The following is a 15,573-nucleotide window of genomic DNA, read 5'->3' on the forward strand; positions in this document are numbered from 1 at the left end:
CGTGTTTGGCCCAGTCGTCGGAGGCCGCAGTCGGACGGCCGCAGTTGCGCCGGGAAACCGGTACGACAATCCGCACGACCGGGTGCCCGAGTGACTCGAGTTTCGATCCCCGACGTGACGATCGGACGGCGATCGTCCTCGAGACCGAACGGACGGCTCGTCGATCGATTCGTTCGTCAACAGCTGCCGAGTAATCGCCCGAGGGGAACCGTGCGAACGGTTAGCACATTATTAATCATTAGGTTTATAGTGGTGCCGCCAGTTAGTGGAGGTACGCACATGACGAAGACAGTTATCCTCGGCGTGATCGGGTCCGACGCACACGTCGTCGGGATTACCATCCTGGAACAGGCGCTGGAGGCAGCCGGATTTGACGTTGTCAACCTGGGCGTGCAGAGTTCCCAGGAGGAGTTCGTCGAAGCCGCGTCCGCCAACGACGCCGAGGCTGTACTCGTCTCATCGCTCTACGGCCACGCCAAACAGGACTGCGAGGGCTTCCACCAGCGGATCGCCGAATCCGACATCGACGTCACGACCTACATCGGCGGCAACCTCGCCGTCGGACAGGACGACTTCGACGAGACGCGGTCGTTCTTCCGACAGATGGGCTTCGATCGGGTCTTTGATTCCGAGACCGACCCCGAGGAGGCCATCGAGGCCCTGAAGGCCGATCTGGACATGCGCTCGACCGAATCCGAACAGGAAGGCCAGACCGTCTCGGTCTAATCGGCACCATCTCTTATCGTCCCGTTTCGCGTCACACTACTCGACCAGCAGTCGCTGCGCCCGCTACGCCGTGTATTCGCTGTCAGTGTTTGCAGTACGGACTCCGACGGCGACGACCGATCACCGAACGATCGTCACCGGCACCGGCGACCGGCGGGCGACCGTCTCCGCGACGCTGCCGAGGAGGATTCGACTCGCGCCCGTCCGGCCGTGGCTGCCGACGACGATGTGGTCGACGTCGTGTTCGGCGGCGTAATCCACGATCGATCGCGAAACGCTCCCGAGAATGTGCTCCGTCTCGAGTTCGACGCCGTGTTCGGCCGCCTGTTCGCGCGCCGTCTCGAGGATGTTTTCGGCTCGCTCCTCGTGGTGGCCCTGTACCTCGTCGTAGTTTGCCATCGCGGTCCCCTCGATGCCGCTGACCGCGTAGAAATCGCCCGGATCGAGGACGTAGAGCGCGGTGATCGTTGCCTCCGGATACTCCGTACAGGCGAACTCGAGCGCTTCAGTAGACTGATTCGAGTCGTCGACCGCCACGAGAACGTGTCGTGCCATACGGGATGATACGCGTGCTGATGGAATAAGTCCACCTCTGGACCCGGTGAGTTGGGAATCGGATACTCCGACGGAGCGAGTACGCATTCGATTGCCGTCCGAATTCGATCCCCGTCACCCGTTCGATGGGTGCCCCAACGGACTCGTCGACCCGGCCCTCCTGATCGAGCACCTGGACGCGATCGATCGAGAACGCGGCGACCTGAGAGCGCGGCATATCGCTGGCACGACAATGGGTCACGTAGTGCCAGTCTCGCCCATCGCGTGGCCGGCCCTCGGCGTTGCGGTGGGAGTCGTCGGATCGGTGACGGCGCAGTCGCTCTCGGCTCGAGCCGGATTGCAGAAAAATCGACGTGAAATCGGCTGCGATGACTGTCCGCGTTACTTCGCGCGGCCTTTGCCGCCGTTGTTGGACGGGCGGACCTTCTCTGCGCCTTTACCGCGGTTGTTGAGGCCGCGGTTCGATTTACCGGCGTTGGTGAGTCCGCGGAACGCGCGGTTCGTGTGGTCGTCGTCGCAGATCCAGTTGAGATCGTCGTCGTTCTCGATCGCGGGGTGGTTCGGATCCACGAGGATCATCTCGAACCACTTCTGCGAGCCGTCTTCCCCGACCCAGTAACTGTTGAGTACGCGCAGGTTGGGATATTTCCGGGAGACGCGCTCTTCACCGATGCGCTGGATGTTCTTGCGCCGCCCGATGCGGTTGACACCCTGGCGCTTCGAGCGCCGACCGGCCTTATGTCGCTGTTTCCGGGCGGTCCCTTTGCGGACCGAGACCCGGGTCACGATGATGCCCTGTTTCGCCTTGTAGCCGAGTTCGCGCGCCTTGTCGAGTCGCGTCGGGCGATCGATCCGTTCGATCGCGCCCTGATCGCGCCACTCCTGCTTGCGCTGCCACTGCAGTTCCCCGAGCTTGCCGTCGTCGGGGTCCTTCCATGCGTCCTTGATGTGGGAATAGAAGCTTTTTGCCATTGTATTCACCCGCGGGCGTTGCGTGGTTCAATCCCGACCGGGGCGCGCGCCCCGCGGATCACATCCCGACCTGTGACGTGACGTCGTACAGGTGCCCGCTGATGCCCGCGCGAACCAGCGAGTCTACCGAACCTACCCAACTCTCGAGTATAAGGGCTTCGAACTCCGATCCGGAATGGTTCCAGCGAGACGGGCGAACGCCCGCCTATCGCGCCGACGGATTACCGCACCGGGACGCGCTCGCGAACGCCGCCGGGCGTAATCCCGTTGATCGTCGCGAAGACGCCTCCAAGGACCAGCCCGTAGACGAGATGGCCGAGGCCGAACACGAGCGCGCTGACGAGTTCTCCTGTGGCTCCCGAAACGGGGAGGAACGACAGCGGCAATGCCGCGACGCCGGCCCGTTCCATCGCCAGTGGAAACACGACGCCGCCGGCGAAGAGCCCGATGACCGCACCGAAGACGAGCCCCATGATGACGTAATCGACGAACGAGCCGATTTGCTGCCGGACGAACGACCTCGAGGCGACGGCGGCGAACAGCAGCCCGAAAACGACGCTGATCATCAGGTGAATCGTCCAGCCGACGCCGATTGCCGTACTGGGCTCCGTTGCGAGTCCGCCGAGTAGTTCGATCTGGTTCCCGCCCAGGTGAAGGACCAGCCCCATAGCGATACCGGCGATGAGTCCACTCGTGACGCCACCGCCCCAGATTCCGATGCTGTCGATATTTTGCTTGTGAGTACCACTCATATGTCGGGCTACGGATCTGATCCTGATCAAGGTCTCCATTCGTCGGGTTTCGAGACACACACTGGAAGTGACCGGCTGCCAGGAACCGAGAGGGGACTTCTTACACGGATGCACACGGAAGCGATTCCGTCTGATCGTCCTGTCTTCCGTGTGAATGTCGCTTAAACCGCCGCCGTGGACGAACGTGTAGTCGGGCGTCTCTCATAGCGATAGTACCGCTAATTATAGTAGCCGCTGCAAGTCAGTGCACACCTGATCGCACGATAGCTGTGCGATCAGTGTGTAACTAGTTGCAGTTGTTACGGTATTACCCGAAACCGATCCGACAGTACAGCTCTCGACATCTTGTTTTGGACCGATACAGCGGTTAATGGGCCGATATTCGGGATTTGTGTAGTAGCCACTATACACGGGCTGGGCGCGTATTTCTCACATGTCTTTCGTCAGCCGCTGCTACAGGAGCGCGTTCGTCACGATCGAGGATCAGAACTTCGTCCGGGCGTTCCGAAGCAGTTGGACGCTGACCCAGGGAAGTCACCTCCGCCTGTTCGGCCTGTGAATCGCTGTCGTCATCCTCGGCTTCGCCGTCAACGCGACCGTCGCGATTCCGACGCTCCTGCTCGGCGGTGCCGCCGGGTTCGTCCTCACGCAGTTCGTCGCTGCAGTCGTCACAGTGTACACCATCGCGACTACCGCCCGCGCGTACGACCAGCTTCGCGGTCTCGAGCATCCCGCTGATCCGGAGCCACGACCGGGATCCGCCGGGATGGCGGCCTGAGACGACACTCGAGCGTTTCGAACGCCCGCTGCTCGAACGGGCGAGTATCACACGTTTCCGAATTTCATATAGCGGTATGAAATTCATTGGTCCGAATGGAGAGCCGAATTCCGTCGATTCACGCTGCGCGACCGATTTCGAGAACGCTGCTCGAAGCCGCAGGTGGGCGAGCCGTGTACTGATTGGGGAGGAGAGGGCTTTTCGCGGCGATCGTCCACTCACTGTCGTTTCCGGAGATATCCGTCCGATACCCTGACTCCGACACCCCGTAGACGGAGTCGAGACGCACGGCTCCGGTATCGTGGAGAATCAGCTCGAACCGCCACTTGCAGAAAATCAGGGGCCTCAGACGAATTCGGCGACCGTCTCGAACGAGTCGTCGTCGATTGCTTCGGCGAGTTCGTCGCTCTCGAGTTCGTCGGGGACGTGCTGGGGGTACTTGCGCCGGAAGTAACCGACGATGTTCGTCAGATCGCGCCGGAGGAACTCGTCGGCGTTCTCGTGGTCCGTCGGAACTGCCTGGGGCCAGTCGAAGACCGTCACGCCCTCTTCGTTGACGAAGACGTTGTACTCGCTCATGTCGGCGTGGACGTACCCCTTCGCGTACGCGCGCGAGACCTCAGAGAGCAGGAGATCGAGGACGCCCAGGACTTGCTCGTCCTCGAGTCGGGTCTGGGAAAGCTCGACGCCGTCCATTTTCTCCATCACGATGGCGTGGCGGTTCTGGCCGATCGGCTGTGGCACCGCGACATCGGGATAGAGTTCCTCGAGGATGCCGTGTTCGCGCTCGGCGGCCTTTCGGGCGGTGTACATCCAGGAGACGTGATCGTTCTCCGACGTGTAATCGCGCTCCTTGTGGACCTTCCGGAAGTTCGTATATCCCTCGCGGTGATACTTCAGCGCCAGCGGCTTGTACGACTTGACCTCGTAGACGTCGCTCTCCTTGCCGACGCCCAGGGGCGAACCGAACTCGGAAATGATGTCCTGTTCGACGAGCGCTCGCAGGGCCAGAGTATCGTAGCCCTCGAACTGGAGGGTGTACCCCTCGTACTGGATCGTCTTCTTCTCGACCAGTCCGCGCTCGAGACAGCGCCCGAGCCGATACTCGACCTCCTCCTCGCTCAGATCGGAGAACTTCGGGAGCTTCTCCCGCTGGACCCACTCGGAGAACCGCATCCCCTGTTCGACCCCCGAGAGGAGATAGAAGTCCTCCGCCTCGAGTTCCGGGAGCAACCCGGCAACGTTGCGCACCATACGGGTGGTAGCCGCCGGGTACGTAAAAACGGCGTGACGAGCGCCCGAGTGCGTCACAGTCGGCGAGGGAGTCGTGTCCATCGCTCTCGTCGGCTGGACTACTGACACGCCATCATACTATAAATCATATACCGGTATACCAAATCAGCCATCCCCTACCGTCCTCCTTCCTCCGGATGGCAGTCCGTTCACTGTGCGTGTCCGTGTCGGATTTCATCGTGCTCTCGACGAACGGGCGTCGGTTTGACGGGTATCGCTGTTCGCGGATGAATCGTTACTTCTGTTTTTCTCGCTCTCGAGCGTGTTCGACGGCCGTCTCGGTGTGACCATGCCACGGCTCGCCGTGGCCCGGCAGGATGAGGACCTCGCCGATCGACTCGAGTCGGGACAGCGACTCATACGCGCGGTCGTGATCCAAGTTGAACCAGTCGGCGAGCAGTTGCGGCCGGTGGCCGCGACCGGCGACGAAATCGGTCGTGACGAGTTCATCGCCGCACAAGAGGGCCTCCTGCTCCGGGAAGTGGTACGCGACGTGCCCCTCGCTGTGGCCGGGGGTGTGAACGACTCGCGGCGAGCCCGGCACGTCGAGCGTCTCGCCGTCCGTGACCGTCCGAAACGTCGTCAGCGGCGGGACGGAGAGACCACCCGAGCGCACGAACTCGACCGCATACCGGGCGAGTTCCGGCCGCCAGAGGCGAACGAGCCCCTCGGTGAGGGGCACCTCGCCGTCGCCTCGAGCGTGTGCGGCGTCGGCTTCGTGGACCCACACCGGGACCCCGGCTTCCCTGTGGAGTCGCTCGGCGAACCCCGCGTGATCGGGATGCGCGTGCGTCAGTATGCAGGCGTCGACGTCCGCCACGCCGTAGCCCATCGTCTCGAGTTGACTGTCGAACTGTTCCCAGTGTGCCGGAAAGCCGGTATCGACGACCGTGATGCCGTCGGCCGTCTCCAGGAGATACCAGTTCACTCGCTCGCTCCCGCACCGGTAGACGCCGTCCGCAACGCGTTCCGAGGTCATCGTCATCGATACGCTGACCGAACTCACGACAGAAAATAAACGTCTCGAGCCGTTCTTGGGAACTGGGAACCGAACACGCAGGTGACCCGTCTGCGGACACGGTTCCGTTCCGGAGTCAGGTCCACGGGCCGTCCGAACCTTACCTCTAACCCCCTCGAGTGCGACTGGGGGATATGAGCGACGCCACAGACCGTTCGACCGATACGGACCTTGCGGATCGGGACTGGCGACTGATCCAGGACGAACCCCGTGACGGGGCGACGCAGATGGCCCTCGAGGAGATCGCCGCACGAACGGCCCTCGAGGACGGCATCCGAACCGTCCGCACGTACTCGTGGGAGCCGAGCACGCTCTCGCTGGGGTACCGGCAGGATGCCGACACGGTCGATTGGGAGTTCTGCGAACGGGAGGGGATCGACGTTACCCGTCGCCAGACCGGTGGCGGCGGCATCTATCACGATCGGGACGCCGATATTTCGTACACGATCGTGGCTCCCGCCGACGAGGTTCCGGGGAAGCTGATGGACTGTTACGAACTGTTCTGCGAACCCATTCTCGAGGCGTTCGACCGGATGGGCGTCGACGCTGCCTTCGCGTCGACCGAACAGGAAGCGATCTATCAGCCCTCGTGCTATCTGCGGGACATTAACCCGGCACACGATATCGTCGCGCCAGCGAAGGCAGGCGCGGACGCACGGAAGATCAGCGGCAACGCCCAGTACCGCCAGCGCGACGTCGTCATCCAGCACGGGTCGATCAGCTACGATCTCGAGCCCCGGAAACACGTCGGTGTCTTCGATACCGAACTCGAGGAACCGACGTTCACCGATCGGGTGACGAGCATTTATGACGAAGTGGGGATTGATCGCGACGACGCGGTTGCGACGATCGCCGGGGGACTGCAGGACTGGTGTGACGCCGAGGAGTCGACTTGGAACGACGGCGAACTCGAGGCTGCTCGGGACCTCGCCGACCGGAAGTTCGGTTCTGATGCGTGGGTTCGGGATCGGGAGGTGCTCGAGGTGGACAACCAGTGACCGTCGGCGATCGACCGGCGTCTCGTAGACGGGCTCGAACGATTGCTGCGGTGGCGCGTGCTGTCCTGCGATGAACGATCAGTGAATCGCAGGAGAACACCGCGCGAGGGATGAGCGAATAGTGCGGGACCGAAGGTCCCACATACCATGCGAACGGCGCTTCGCGCCGTGAGCAGACGTAGTGAGCGAATCGGCTGGGGAGGACGTGGTATCCCTAGTTGCCAGAAGCAGGTGACAGCCGTTACTCCGGTATGATTTAACCAGGCAGTTCGGAATCGATCACCGGTTCTCATACTGGCAGCTAGGTATTTCCACACCCTCCCCAGCCGATTCGCTCGCGCCTGACGGCGCTCATCCACAGGAAGACGCCTCCGTCTTCTACGCCTTCGTTCACTCGTTCACGAAGACCTCGCGCGGATTCGATCGACGGTTCGCCAGTGGCGAACCGTAGCGCGGCAGGCGCCACCACACGTCTATTGGCCGATATGGAGATGCCGTCCGAACTCGAGGCGCTCCGTTATACCTATCACGACCCGGTACTGACGGGAATCCATGACGATGAAGGTCGGCGCACACGTTTCGATCTCCGGTTCGCGCGTCTCGTCCGACGAGGAAACACCGCCCTATGACGATCTCCGTAACGCGGTCCACCGCCAGACCGCCTTTGGCGGCAACTGTGGGCAGGTGTTTACCACCTCGCCGCAGGTCTGGGCACAGCCCGAGATCAGCGACGAGGCGGCCGCGGGCTTCCGGGAAGCGAGCGACGATCGACTCGAGGGGCCGTGGGTCATCCACTCGGCTTACCTCGTCAATCTCTGCACGCCGAAAGACGACCTCCGCCGGAAGTCCATGGAGAGCATGCAGGCGGAACTCGCCGCCGCCGAACGACTCGGGATTCCGTACGTCAACGTCCACCTCGGAGCCCACACTGGCGCGGGCGTCGAGGGCGGACTGGACAACGCCGCGAGCGTCATCGACGACCTCGAGGTGCCCGACGACGTTCGGATCCTCATCGAGTCCGACGCGGGCAGCGGGACCAAGCTGGGCGGCGAGTTCGAGCACCTCGCGGGGATCATCGACCGCACCGAGACCGATATCGGCATCTGCATCGACACCGCCCACACGCTCGTCGCGGGCAACGACCTGACGACGCCCGAGGCTGTCGACGAGACCGTCGGCCGCTTCGACGACGTAGTCGGCCTCGAGCACCTCGAGTACATCCACCTCAACGACTCGAAACACGACGTGGGAACGCACAAGGACGAGCACGCCCACATCGGCGAGGGCTACATCGGGGAGGACGGAATGAAGGCCATCGTGAACCATCCGGATCTTCGGGAGCTGCCGTTCGCGCTCGAGACGCCGACGGAGGACGGCCGCGGCTTCGCGTGGAACATTCAGCGGGTCAAAGAGCTTCGCGACGACGAGTAGCCGAGACCGCCAGGGTAAGGGTAGCGGCGAACGTAACGAATCCCAGCCCTAGCGGATCCGAGAAATCGACCCGTTTTTACTCGAGACCCTCGAAACGCCGTCCGTGCGCGAGTTCTCCGAATCCTACCTCAGTCGGACCCGCGAGGGGATGTGGGCCGATTCCCGCGACGCGCTCGAGCCGCTCGTCCTCGACTCACGCGACCGAACCCTCGACGTGGGCTGTGGGACCGGCGAGTTGAGTCGCGTCCTCGCGGCGGAGTCGCCGGGCGAGGTGATCGGCTGCGACGCAGACTCCGACCTGCTCGCGGCCGCGAGCGAGCACGTTCCCACCGTTGCCGGCGACGCCGTTCGGCTTCCGTTTCCCGACGACACCTTCGACCTGGTAGTCTGTCAGGCGCTCCTGATCAACCTCCCCGATCCGACGGCCGCGCTCGAGGAGTTCGCACGCGTCTCCACCGACCTCGTCGCGGCCGTCGAACCCGACAACGCCGCGGTCGAGATCGACTCGAGCGTCGCCGCGGAAGGTCGACTCGAGCGACGGGCGCGGCGGGCCTACCTCGAGGGCGTGGACACGGACGTGGCGCTCGGGGCCGGCGCTCGCGACGCGTTCGAGACGGCGGGGCTCGAGGTGCTCGCGACTCGCCGGTACGACCACGTTCGAACGGTCGAACCGCCGTACAGCGACGGCGCGCTGATGGCGGCCCGCCGGAAGGCGACCGGCGACGGGCTGGCCGACGACCGGGAGACCATCCTCTCGGGGGCGGTGACCGAGTCGGAGTACGACGACCTCCGCAGTTCGTGGCGGGAGATGGGACGAACCGTCGTCGAGCAGATGGGTACAAAGGAGTATCGTCGCGCGGAAACGGTCCCGTTTTTTGTCACCGTCGGGCGGGTCGCCTAGTCCGGTTTCGACACGGGAGTCGAGCGGTAGCGATGGACGCGTTGCGATCCGTCTCACCAGGGGAGAAGCACTCGCAGCCCGCTACCGACCAGTCCGCCGACGAACCCGTCGATGGCGGTCAGCACCGAGAAGGCGAGCACGATCAGAACGACGCTTGGCAGTCCGAGTCCCGTGAGCATCGGGCTGATCGGGCCGATCGACGCGAGTACCAGCAGCGGCGGTTCGTTGTACAGTCCGAGAAGCGTTCCGAGGGTCGCCGTCACCGTTCCGGCGACGCCGCCGACGATCGCGCTCGCGATCACCGCGTGACCGATGCCGGAGACGATCCGACCGACGGCGTACGCGGCGATGAACCCGGCGACGACGCCACCGCCGAGACGAGTGAGCAGCGGGACCATCAATCCGGTGAGGTTGACGAGAACGCCGACGGTAGCGGCACCGACGATGATCCACGTGTCGACCGCCTTGATCGATGTGTCGTTCGCTTCGACGCCGACCGTCTCGTATTCGCTCATCTCTCACTCTCACCATGTTTCTGAACGGCGCTTCCGATTGCGTGCGTCTGCATACTAGCTCAGCGGCTCCGTCGTCTCTTCGGTTGTTTCTCGAAGGAAGTCGGTCGATTCCTGGGTCGTTTCCTCGACGTAGTCCCCGGTTTCGCTGGTCGGTTCCTCGAGGTGATCACCCGTTTCGTTGGTCGTTTCCTCGACGTGGTCACCGGTCTCATTGACGGTCTCCGCCGTCTGATCGACTGTCTCCTCGGTCGATTCGACGAGCTGTTCGTCCGTCTCGGTCGGTTCACTGGTGACCGTCTCCGTCACGTCTCCGGTGGTGTTCTCGACGTAGTCCCCGGTTTCGTTGACCGTCCCTTCGGTGTGGTTGACGGTGTCGTTGACCGTCTCTTCGGTGTGGCCGACCGTGTCGTCGACCGTCCCGGTGGTCTCATCGAGGGGGTCATCGGGTTCGTCGACCGGTTCGGTCGCGGCGTCGTCATCCCGTCCGTCAGTCTCGTTCGACTCGTTTTCAGTGTCGTCCGACGACTCATCGGGTCCGTCCGCTCCGTCCGGCCAGTTTTCGTAGTCGTCGGCCTCGTCCTCGTCGGACGTCCCGTCGGTTTCGTCGTTCGCCCCGTCGCTCTCAGGAGTGGATGCGCTCTCGTTGCCGGACGCGTCGAATATCGCAGGTTCGGGGATACCCGCGCTCGAGCCTGTTTCGACCGAATAGCCGCTCGTCGAGAGTCCCCGCTTGGTGATCGATCGAGCGTTGACGACGACGTCGCTCCGGTCGGCGGTGACACATTCGTCGACCTCGGAGAGGTTGTTTATTCCCTCGTTTTGCCGGTCGGTCTGCAACGCGATGGTCGCCTCAGATTGCGTCTGCTCGAGATCGACCCGTCTGTTCCCGTCGAGATAGATGGTGATGCCCTCGTACGCGTCGTTTCGGACGACCAGTTGATTGGTATCCGACGAGAGTTGCTGGACGCAGACGGTGGCACCCTCGATCACGCCGAGTTCGACCGTAGAGAGGTTGTCGTCTTCCTGCGCGGCCGCCGGGAGCGCACCGATTCCGGTCGCGGTACTCCCGACGACGACCAGGAGGACGACGCCGAGCGTGCGGGATCGGCTCATGTATCGGGTCGGTCCACTGGTGACGTCCGCGTTCGTGGTCGTGTCGTCGCTCGTGCCGGTGTCATTCGTCGGCACTCCGTTGGGTGTTGGTTTCGGCGCTCTCGCGGAGCCGTGCGCTCGCCTTCTCGACGACACGTCCGACTCGGTTTCGCAATCGTGCGACGGCTCGGTCGACCTTGCTCGGTTCTGCCAGGGTTTCGTCGGCAACGTCGTCGCGAGGTTTCCACGCGATACAGAGGTTGCCGCCGAGGATGCCCAGAAGCATCCCCAGAAACAGCCCGCCGAGGGAACCGAACAGCGAGAAGATCGATAGAACGACGCCGATAACGCCGATCTCGTGGGATTTCGACGGCCTGTACAGCGCGTACACGCCCGTCAGGAAGACGAACACGCCGATCAGGGCGCCGATGGTGAGAAAGCCCGCCATCTCTCCGCCGATAAAGATGAGATCGGGCAGTATCTGCATCGGCACCCAGGTGATGAGGATCCCGGCCAGGCAGAGCAGGACGCCGCCCATGAACGGGCGCCGCGTCCGCCAGTCGTTGAACCGGTTCCATCGGCTCCCGATCCACCCGGTTCCCCGCTTCCACCGGCTCTCAGATCGGTCGGGATCGGTTTCGGGGTCGTTCTGACCGCTTTGAGTTGCCATCGGTGATCACCCGCTCGAGTTGTATTCGACGCCGACGTCGAGACCGGGGAGGGTGATCTCGTTCGAGGCGAGGTACACCATGTCGATTTCGACGTCTTCCTGAACCATTCCGGGCGCTTCTCCGCTAACGTTGGTGAGGTAGCCGTCTTCGGGGTCGGCGTTCTCTCCGGCCGTCTGCTGGAACTGTTGTTCGGGGTTTTCGCTAGATTGGGCGTTGATGATCTGGCCGTTGAACTCAGCGTTCTCCGCGTCCAGCCCGGTCAGTTTGATGTACTGCTCGTCCGCCGTGACCGTCTCGTCGGCGGTGAACGAAATCTCCATCGTCCCGTCCATCATGGGTACTTCCTGCTCTCTCGTCAGCACCAGTCCGTCGATTTCGACGCCGCGTTGTTCGACGACTGCAACTGGAGTCTCTCCTTGATCGCTTTCACCGGCGCTGGGGTAGAGGAGGAACTCGTCGGATCTGATCTCGTCGGCCTCGACGGTGAACCCACTGCCGCTCGCCAGTGGCGCAGCGTAGGCCGTCCCCGACGAGAGGACGATCATTCCCACGAGCGCGACGACCAAGAACGATGCGCCGGTTCCGCCCAATAGTCGCTTTTTATTGTACATATTACACCCGTTTATCGATCACTATTCCCGCGGTTTCGCGTCGATTCGCCGAGATCGGGGTCGAACTGTCCGATAATCGGCCGAGTCGGTGTTGCACTGTGGATGACACAAGAACACACCCAACACGATTTGCAATCATTTTACCCCCTTGTATACGGGGTGATTTATACGGAATTCGGCCACAAGCATTATGCATTTGAGAGAACCCCACCGAGTAGTTCACTCCTCGCTACCGTCTCAACGGGCCGAGAGAGAATCGAGTGACACCGTCCGTGAGTGAGACGATATAAAGCGGCGTGGAAACGCGGGAGAAGGACTATCGGAGAGAACGGCCCGCCTCAGAGCATGCAAACGAAACGGTTCGAGACCGATGAAATCGTCGACTTCTATAACGAAACCGCGTGGGAGTATCTCGTCTTCTGGAGTACCGCCAACCTCCACTACGGCTTTTACGACGACGAATCCACGACCCATCGAGAGGCCATGGCGAACTCCAACCGCGTCTACGCCGACACGCTCGAGGTCGACGAGACGGACACGGTGTTAGATATCGGAACGGGACGCGGTGGGTTCCCGACGCACGTTGCGGCCGAACGCGGGGCCGACGTCCACGGCATCGATATCGATCCGCTGCACGTTAGCGAAGCCCGGGCGAACGCCTGCGAGCGCGGGGTTTCCGAGTCGACCGAGTTCAGCGTCGGGGACTACCACGACATTCCGTACCCTGACGATACGTTCGACGCTGTCTCAGGCATCGAAACGGTCTGTCACTCGGAGCGCAAGGAACGGGTCCTCGCGGAGATTCGCCGCGTCCTCGCGCCGGGCGGCCGCCTCATGATATCCGACGGCTTCAGAAGTCGAACCGCGCTCACCGACCCGGAGGCGGAGAAGTTACGAACGGTCCTCGACGGATGGGCCGTTCCCGACTTCGCGCACATCAGCGAGTTCCGGGAGGCCCTCGAGGAACTCGGATTCGCGGACGTGACGTTCGACGACCACTACGAGCAGATCATTCCGTCGTCGCGACGCCAGTGGGTGCTCTCACTGGCCGTCACGCCCCTCCTCAGGATCGCGGCTGTACTCGGCCTCAAGAGCGAGTCGTCCGTCGAGCAGGGTGTGACGCTCTACCACCAGTACGAGATCATCGAGCGCGGAATCGCAGTCCACGGCGACTTCACCGCCGAACTCCCCGAGTAGCGTCTCCGATGTCGTTACCAGTGATCTATCGACGATCTCGAACTGCGCGGCGGTATCGGCGGCAGACGACCGTCTCGGAGCGCAGATCCACCGATAGCCACCGGACTCGAGTTCCGTTGTCACTGACAAACGGTAGCAAGAAGTATGTTCACAATGTGGTGACGGTCGTGCGATGAGATACGCAAAATGCATCATCATCCCTGATGACGAGGGATTGCACCCCGTCGATAAGCGGATCGCGGACCATCCCGAGGTTTCGCGTGAGCTCCTCCACAACGTCAACCTCCTCGCCGACGAGACGATCGTTACGATCTATCAATTCGCGGGTGACCGGGACGCCCTCGAGTCGATTCTGGCGGACGCGCCGATGGTACGCAAGTACCAGCTCTCGGGCGTCGACGACGAGATTCACGCCTACATCCACGTCGATGCACACGCCAGGCTCGTCGGCCTGCTGAGCATGCTCAAGGAATTCGAGTTCATCTTCGATACGCCCCTCGAGTTCACGCGCCGCGGCGGGTTGCGCGTCACGATGATCGGTGACGTCGGAAGCTTCCAGGACGCCATCCCGGACGTTCCCGACGGAATCAGGCTCAAGCTCCTCAAGACCGGTGAGTACGAACCGAACACGGACCGCCTGTTCTCCCAGCTCACCGAGCGCCAACAGGAGATCCTCCAGACCGCCGTCGATATGGGGTACTACAACGTGCCTCGAGCGGTCACGCACGAGGATATCGGCGAGGAACTCGACTGCACCGGTGGGACGGTCGGCGGCCACCTGCGGAAGATCGAGTCGAAAATCCTCGCACAGATCATTCCGTGACGGCCGTGGTCGCGCGAATCGGGATGCGAGACGAGGGGGAGACCGGCTGCGACCGCGCGGTGCGACGGAGACGGCGGGCGTGACCGCCGCAGTGGACGGGGATGGCGGCTGGGACCGCCACAGCGCGACGGCGCGCGGATGACAGTTTTTCTCACGAGGCAGTAGTTGGTGGCTGTGTGACGCCGTCCTGGCGATCCGTCGCCGTCGGCCTCGAGCGTCGATCGACGGCAGAAATCGGTCGCTGTAGCGGCTATCGGTTAGAAACTAAAGAGGTCCACGCCGCCGGTGACGCCGACGACCTGCCCCGTGATGTATTCGGCCTGTTCGGAGCAGAGATACGCGATCAGGTTCGCGACGTCTTCCTCCCGTCCCAGCCGGCGCATCGGCGTGGCCTTCGCGATCCGGGCGAAGTGCTCGTCGACCCCCTCTAACTGGTCGATCGGCAGGTCCGCGAGCGCGCCGACGACGATGCTCGGGGCGACGACGTTGCTCGTGATGCCGTGCTGGGCTCCCTCGAGGGCGAGCGTCTTGCCGAAGCCGATCAGCGCGGACTTCGTCGCGCTGTAGGAGGCCTGACCGAAGCCGCCCTGCCAGCCGGCGACCGAGGACATGGTGATGATGCGCCCCCACTCCCGCTCTTTCATCCCGGGGTAGACCGCGCGGGTGACGTTGTAGGTCCCCGTCAGGTTGACCGCGATGTCGCGATCCCAGATTTCGTCGTCGAACTCCTCGATCCTGTCGCGGGCATCGACCAGCCCCGCGTTGTTGATCAACACGTCGATGCCGCCGACGTCCTCGTCGATCGCCGAAACCGTCTCCGCGATCGCGTCGCGATCGGTCAGGTCGCACTCGAGCGCACGGGCTGTCCCGCCCGCGTCTTCGATGTCGTCGACGACCGTTTCGGCGGCATCGATGTCGACGTCCAGCGCGATTACGTCGGTGCCTTCCGCGGCGAGCACCTCGCAGTCAACGCTGCCGATCCGACCGCCCGCCCCCGTGACGAGCGCGGTCTTGTCGTCCAGTCCGAAGTCCATGCGCCGAGAGTGACCGGCGACGACGAAGGACATTGCTCGGCGGATCGCAGGTCGTTTATATAGTCCCCGGGCCCGTCCCCGCCGTATCGATCGCGGTCTGCCCACTGCTTCAGTAGACGACCCTACTCGCGGAAGCCGCGAGTCCATCGGTGTCGACCTTCAACACCCCCGGATGGCAGTGGGTATCCTTTAGCGAATCTGGAGTG

The 15,573-nt window shown here is 63.0% G+C and carries 17 protein-coding genes; 7 read left to right on the top strand and 10 right to left on the bottom strand.

The window, feature by feature from the left end; all coding sequences use genetic code 11:
- Positions 1–279 precede the first annotated feature (279 nt).
- On the top strand, positions 280–726 hold the full coding sequence (gene glmS / locus CP556_RS11430) for a methylaspartate mutase subunit S (protein WP_098725736.1): 447 nt from the start codon (positions 280–282) through the stop codon (positions 724–726).
- Between the two features lie 120 nt (positions 727–846).
- On the opposite strand, the gene CP556_RS11435 is transcribed toward glmS, so the two are convergent.
- The 3 genes from CP556_RS11435 to CP556_RS11445 form a co-directional block, all read right to left on the bottom strand.
- Entirely contained in the window at positions 847–1,281 is a 435-nt protein-coding gene (locus CP556_RS11435; RefSeq protein WP_098725737.1) for a universal stress protein, read from the bottom strand.
- 381 nt (positions 1,282–1,662) lie between these two features.
- Complete coding sequence (locus CP556_RS11440; RefSeq protein ID WP_098725738.1) at positions 1,663–2,253, bottom strand: 50S ribosomal protein L15e; 591 nt, start codon at positions 2,251–2,253, stop codon at positions 1,663–1,665.
- Between the two features lie 221 nt (positions 2,254–2,474).
- Positions 2,475–3,005 carry a hypothetical protein gene (locus CP556_RS11445; RefSeq protein WP_098725739.1) on the bottom strand — a complete coding sequence of 177 codons (531 nt, stop codon included), beginning with the start codon at positions 3,003–3,005 and terminating at the stop codon, positions 2,475–2,477.
- Between the two features lie 433 nt (positions 3,006–3,438).
- Between CP556_RS11445 and CP556_RS26630 the strand changes: the two genes are divergently transcribed.
- On the top strand, positions 3,439–3,564 hold the full coding sequence (locus tag CP556_RS26630) for a hypothetical protein (RefSeq protein ID WP_255291446.1): 126 nt from the start codon (positions 3,439–3,441) through the stop codon (positions 3,562–3,564).
- Between the two features lie 564 nt (positions 3,565–4,128).
- Here the strand turns inward: CP556_RS26630 and CP556_RS11455 are convergent.
- Together CP556_RS11455 and CP556_RS11460 are read right to left on the bottom strand one after the other, a co-directional pair.
- Positions 4,129–5,037, bottom strand: coding sequence for a serine/threonine-protein kinase RIO2 (locus CP556_RS11455; protein ID WP_098725741.1), 909 nt, complete (start codon positions 5,035–5,037; stop codon positions 4,129–4,131).
- 274 nt (positions 5,038–5,311) lie between these two features.
- Entirely contained in the window at positions 5,312–6,061 is a 750-nt protein-coding gene (locus CP556_RS11460; RefSeq protein WP_098725742.1) for an MBL fold metallo-hydrolase, read from the bottom strand.
- A 167-nt stretch (positions 6,062–6,228) separates the two neighbouring features.
- On the opposite strand from CP556_RS11460, the gene CP556_RS11465 reads away from it, so the two are divergent.
- From CP556_RS11465 to CP556_RS11475, 3 genes are all read left to right on the top strand, one after another.
- Positions 6,229–7,092, top strand: a complete 864-nt coding sequence (locus tag CP556_RS11465; protein ID WP_098725743.1) for a lipoate--protein ligase family protein — start codon at positions 6,229–6,231, stop codon at positions 7,090–7,092.
- Positions 7,093–7,650: 558 nt separating this feature from the next.
- Positions 7,651–8,523 (top strand): deoxyribonuclease IV, encoded by an 873-nt coding sequence (locus CP556_RS11470; RefSeq protein ID WP_098727376.1) that lies wholly within the window; start codon positions 7,651–7,653, stop codon positions 8,521–8,523.
- A gap of 103 nt (positions 8,524–8,626) precedes the next feature.
- Positions 8,627–9,424 (top strand): class I SAM-dependent methyltransferase, encoded by a 798-nt coding sequence (locus tag CP556_RS11475; protein WP_098725744.1) that lies wholly within the window; start codon positions 8,627–8,629, stop codon positions 9,422–9,424.
- A 53-nt stretch (positions 9,425–9,477) separates the two neighbouring features.
- Here CP556_RS11475 and CP556_RS11480 read toward each other — a convergent pair whose 3' ends face one another.
- The 4 genes from CP556_RS11480 to CP556_RS11495 form a co-directional block, all read right to left on the bottom strand.
- Positions 9,478–9,939, bottom strand: a complete 462-nt coding sequence (locus tag CP556_RS11480) for a hypothetical protein (RefSeq protein WP_098725745.1) — start codon at positions 9,937–9,939, stop codon at positions 9,478–9,480.
- A 54-nt stretch (positions 9,940–9,993) separates the two neighbouring features.
- Positions 9,994–11,052, bottom strand: coding sequence for a hypothetical protein (locus tag CP556_RS11485; RefSeq protein ID WP_098727377.1), 1,059 nt, complete (start codon positions 11,050–11,052; stop codon positions 9,994–9,996).
- Between the two features lie 61 nt (positions 11,053–11,113).
- Positions 11,114–11,701: a DUF6114 domain-containing protein gene (locus CP556_RS11490; protein ID WP_255291447.1), complete on the bottom strand. Its 588-nt coding sequence runs from the start codon at positions 11,699–11,701 to the stop codon at positions 11,114–11,116.
- 6 nt (positions 11,702–11,707) lie between these two features.
- A complete protein-coding gene (locus tag CP556_RS11495; protein ID WP_098725746.1) occupies positions 11,708–12,313 on the bottom strand; it encodes a DUF6230 family protein in 606 nt (201 codons plus the stop codon).
- Positions 12,314–12,658: 345 nt separating this feature from the next.
- Between CP556_RS11495 and CP556_RS11500 the strand changes: the two genes are divergently transcribed.
- Together CP556_RS11500 and CP556_RS11505 are read left to right on the top strand one after the other, a co-directional pair.
- Entirely contained in the window at positions 12,659–13,510 is an 852-nt protein-coding gene (locus tag CP556_RS11500; protein WP_098725747.1) for an SAM-dependent methyltransferase, read from the top strand.
- A gap of 172 nt (positions 13,511–13,682) precedes the next feature.
- A complete protein-coding gene (locus CP556_RS11505) occupies positions 13,683–14,333 on the top strand; it encodes a helix-turn-helix domain-containing protein (protein ID WP_098725748.1) in 651 nt (216 codons plus the stop codon).
- 257 nt (positions 14,334–14,590) lie between these two features.
- Here CP556_RS11505 and CP556_RS11510 read toward each other — a convergent pair whose 3' ends face one another.
- The gene (locus CP556_RS11510) at positions 14,591–15,367 is read right to left on the bottom strand and encodes an SDR family NAD(P)-dependent oxidoreductase (protein WP_098727379.1); all 777 of its coding nucleotides are present in this window, start codon (positions 15,365–15,367) and stop codon (positions 14,591–14,593) included.
- Between the last annotated feature and the right edge of the window lie 206 nt (positions 15,368–15,573).

This window comes from Natrinema sp. CBA1119 (assembly GCF_002572525.1).
Taxonomy (GTDB): Archaea; Halobacteriota; Halobacteria; order Halobacteriales; family Natrialbaceae; genus Natrinema.

Bases quoted from the DNA above. Each gene is read 5' to 3' on its own strand.
- CP556_RS11510 (WP_098727379.1), bottom strand. From the start codon at position 15,367: ATGGACTTCGGACTGGACGACAAGACCGCGCTCGTCACGGGGGCGGGC.
- CP556_RS11500 (WP_098725747.1), top strand. From the start codon at position 12,659: ATGCAAACGAAACGGTTCGAGACCGATGAAATCGTCGACTTCTATAAC.
- CP556_RS11435 (WP_098725737.1), bottom strand. From the start codon at position 1,281: ATGGCACGACACGTTCTCGTGGCGGTCGACGACTCGAATCAGTCTACT.
- CP556_RS11470 (WP_098727376.1), top strand. From the start codon at position 7,651: ATGAAGGTCGGCGCACACGTTTCGATCTCCGGTTCGCGCGTCTCGTCC.
- CP556_RS11455 (WP_098725741.1), bottom strand. From the start codon at position 5,037: ATGGTGCGCAACGTTGCCGGGTTGCTCCCGGAACTCGAGGCGGAGGAC.
- CP556_RS11465 (WP_098725743.1), top strand. From the start codon at position 6,229: ATGAGCGACGCCACAGACCGTTCGACCGATACGGACCTTGCGGATCGG.
- CP556_RS11505 (WP_098725748.1), top strand. From the start codon at position 13,683: ATGAGATACGCAAAATGCATCATCATCCCTGATGACGAGGGATTGCAC.
- CP556_RS11445 (WP_098725739.1), bottom strand. From the start codon at position 3,005: ATGAGTGGTACTCACAAGCAAAATATCGACAGCATCGGAATCTGGGGC.
- CP556_RS11485 (WP_098727377.1), bottom strand. From the start codon at position 11,052: ATGAGCCGATCCCGCACGCTCGGCGTCGTCCTCCTGGTCGTCGTCGGG.
- CP556_RS11495 (WP_098725746.1), bottom strand. From the start codon at position 12,313: ATGTACAATAAAAAGCGACTATTGGGCGGAACCGGCGCATCGTTCTTG.
- glmS (WP_098725736.1), top strand. From the start codon at position 280: ATGACGAAGACAGTTATCCTCGGCGTGATCGGGTCCGACGCACACGTC.
- CP556_RS11460 (WP_098725742.1), bottom strand. From the start codon at position 6,061: ATGACGATGACCTCGGAACGCGTTGCGGACGGCGTCTACCGGTGCGGG.
- CP556_RS11440 (WP_098725738.1), bottom strand. From the start codon at position 2,253: ATGGCAAAAAGCTTCTATTCCCACATCAAGGACGCATGGAAGGACCCC.
- CP556_RS11490 (WP_255291447.1), bottom strand. From the start codon at position 11,701: ATGGCAACTCAAAGCGGTCAGAACGACCCCGAAACCGATCCCGACCGA.
- CP556_RS26630 (WP_255291446.1), top strand. From the start codon at position 3,439: ATGTCTTTCGTCAGCCGCTGCTACAGGAGCGCGTTCGTCACGATCGAG.
- CP556_RS11480 (WP_098725745.1), bottom strand. From the start codon at position 9,939: ATGAGCGAATACGAGACGGTCGGCGTCGAAGCGAACGACACATCGATC.